The 2,434-nt window shown below is 59.9% G+C and carries 3 protein-coding genes and 1 other RNA gene; 2 read left to right on the top strand and 2 right to left on the bottom strand.

The window, feature by feature from the left end; genetic code table 11:
• Positions 1–60: 60 nt before the first annotated feature.
• Positions 61–855: a thymidylate synthase gene (locus EOA36_RS33360; protein WP_127281001.1), complete on the bottom strand. Its 795-nt coding sequence runs from the start codon at positions 853–855 to the stop codon at positions 61–63.
• Between the two features lie 365 nt (positions 856–1,220).
• Positions 1,221–1,532, bottom strand: a complete 312-nt coding sequence (locus EOA36_RS33350; RefSeq protein WP_127281000.1) for a DUF2853 family protein — start codon at positions 1,530–1,532, stop codon at positions 1,221–1,223.
• A 169-nt stretch (positions 1,533–1,701) separates the two neighbouring features.
• Between EOA36_RS33350 and ssrA the strand changes: the two genes are divergently transcribed.
• Together ssrA and EOA36_RS33340 are read left to right on the top strand one after the other, a co-directional pair.
• Positions 1,702–2,062: a transfer-messenger RNA gene (gene ssrA / locus EOA36_RS33345) on the top strand.
• A 205-nt stretch (positions 2,063–2,267) separates the two neighbouring features.
• The coding region (locus EOA36_RS33340) for an AAA family ATPase (RefSeq protein ID WP_145969456.1) at positions 2,268–2,434 on the top strand (167 nt) is incomplete at its 3' end.

Below are 2,434 nucleotides of genomic sequence, written 5' to 3'. Positions count from 1 at the left end.
GGCCTATGCCGTGGTCAAGGCCTCGGACGTGATCGTCGGCATCGACTGAAAAAACGCGGCTCAGACCGCGATGGGCGCCTTGATCGACGCATCGGCGACATAGTTCTCCAGCCGGAAATCCTCGAAGCGGAAGGCGAACAGGTCCTTCACATCCGGATTGATCCACATCGTCGGCAGCGCCCTCGGCGTGCGCTGCAACTGTTCGCGCGCCTGCTCGAAATGGTTCGAGTAGAGATGCGCGTCGCCGAGCGTGTGGACGAAATCGCCCGGCTTCAGCCCGGTCACCTGCGCCACCATGAGCGTCAGAAGTGCGTAGGACGCGATGTTGAACGGCACGCCGAGGAAGATGTCGGCGGAGCGCTGGTAGAGCTGGCAGGAAAGCCGGCCCTCGGACACGTAGAACTGGAACAGGCAGTGGCAAGGCGGCAGCGCCATGGCTTCCACCTCGGCGGGATTCCAGGCCGAGACGATCAGCCGCCGCGATTGAGGATTGCGACGAATCTCCTTGAGAAGATTGGCGATCTGGTCGATCGAGCCGCCATGGCCGTCCGGCCAGGACCGCCACTGCTTGCCGTAGACCGGACCGAGATCGCCATTCTCGTCGGCCCATTCGTCCCAGATCGAAACGCCGTGGTCGGTCAGGTACTTGATGTTGGTGTCGCCGGCCAGGAACCACAGGAGTTCATGGATGATCGACTTCAGGTGCAGCTTCTTGGTGGTGGTGACCGGAAAGCCGCGCGCCAGATCGAAGCGCATCTGGTAGCCGAAGACGGAGCGTGTGCCGGTGCCGGTGCGGTCGCCGCGATCGGCGCCGTTTTCCAGCACATGCTGCAAGAGATCGAGATATTGGCGCATCGGTTTCGGCTCGATTCGAGTGTTTGGGCATTATAGCGGCCAGACCGGCGGCCGAACACAGCAAAACGGTACAAACGACGCTTGCCCCACCACTCTTTCCAGAGTCGGCGCTGCCCCTCATTGTCCTGCCGGACATTTCTCCCCGTATAGTGACGGGGAGAAAGAAGCTGGCCGCTACGCTGACGCCCTTTTTGCAACGTTGGTCATTGGCGAAATCATCGATGGCAGATCCCCTCTCCCCGTCACTATACGGGGAGAGGATGCCGGCAGGCAGGTGAGGGGCGGCGCAAACCCCCGACAAAGCGAAAATAAAAGTTGGAGCGGCTATTCTGCCGTACCAGCCCTCGCAAACTGATGCGCGAGCGTCACAGAGAGCCGAGCTTGCCCAGATCCTTGGCCACCAGATAGTAGAAGGTCACGCGGTTCTTGGTGTTGTCGGCGTGCATCGCCTTGCAGGTCTTCTCGATCGCGGCGTCGGCCTTCGCCCCGTCGGTGACGCCGAGCTTCTTGGCCACCCAGCTCTCCTTGACCCGCCCCAATTCCTTCGGGTCCGTGCAGGATACCAGCGAGGAGTCGCGGTTCCTCAGCGCAATGCCCAGATGCTTGACGATCTTTTCGACCGCATCGGCGTTTGCCGCGGCGTCATACTTCTTCACATCCGCAAGATAGTCGGCCATCAAAATTCCCCTCGTCGGCGCCACGGATCCGATTGATGAGGGCTGTGGCGCGCTTCTCAACTTGTGCGCTAAGGTCGCTAACTCCTCACCGCTCGCAAAGCTTCGGTTGAGACCGCGCCCAAGTCAACCCTTGGCGTCGCGATTTGACACAGGGACAAAGCATCATTGCGGCCTTTCATTTCCGCCAAACGCCCCCTATATTCGTTTTGTCGGCTTGACCGACTATGGCGATAAATGGGCGATGAAATAAGCCGTTCGGACCCGGGGGCGGTACCCGGCGCCTCCACCAAAAGCCGCTGTTGACGACAGAGCGGTTTTTGCTGGGGGCGAAATAGGATCGACGAAGGTGTAAAGATCGTACTTTTGCCCGGCATTGTACCACCGTCATCGGGCTAAACTTATAGTTGCCAACGACAACTATGCGGAAGCACGTCTCGCTGCTTAATGCAGTGCGATAGCTTCAAATCAAGCCCTAGGGGTTCGCACTTCTAGGCGGGGTTCGGAGGTACCTGGCAACAGAAACCTCCACTTCTCCCCCTTCAATTTGCATCACGCGCAACGGCTCCTGCCGTCAAGACTTCGCACGTGCATGTCGCCCGGAAGTGTCCTCGGTTCCGGGATAACGACATGCATAAATCAGAAGCTTACAGCAGGTCGGGCGAATCCTATTCGCCGCGACATGCTGTAGAAGCCACGAAGCCGCTGCGTCGCGTGCCCTTTCTCCATGGACAAAAAATGCAAAACGATTCCGATCGATTTTTCGTGCTGACCGGCGGCCCCGGCTCCGGCAAGACCACCTTGATCGAAGCCTTGCGGCAGGCGGGCTTTGCGACGTCTGTCGAGGCCGGACGCGGCATCATCCGCGACCAATCCGCCATTGGCGGAACCGCCCTGCCCTGGAG

Origin of the sequence: Mesorhizobium sp. M8A.F.Ca.ET.021.01.1.1 (genome assembly GCF_003998025.1) — a bacterium.
Taxonomy (GTDB): domain Bacteria; phylum Pseudomonadota; class Alphaproteobacteria; order Rhizobiales; family Rhizobiaceae; genus Mesorhizobium.
This window is presented reverse-complemented; position numbering and strand designations above follow the sequence as displayed.

Coding starts and splice junctions, on each gene's coding strand:
- EOA36_RS33360 (WP_127281001.1), bottom strand. CDS start 855: ATGCGCCAATATCTCGATCTCTTGCAGCATGTGCTGGAAAACGGCGCC.
- EOA36_RS33350 (WP_127281000.1), bottom strand. CDS start 1,532: ATGGCCGACTATCTTGCGGATGTGAAGAAGTATGACGCCGCGGCAAAC.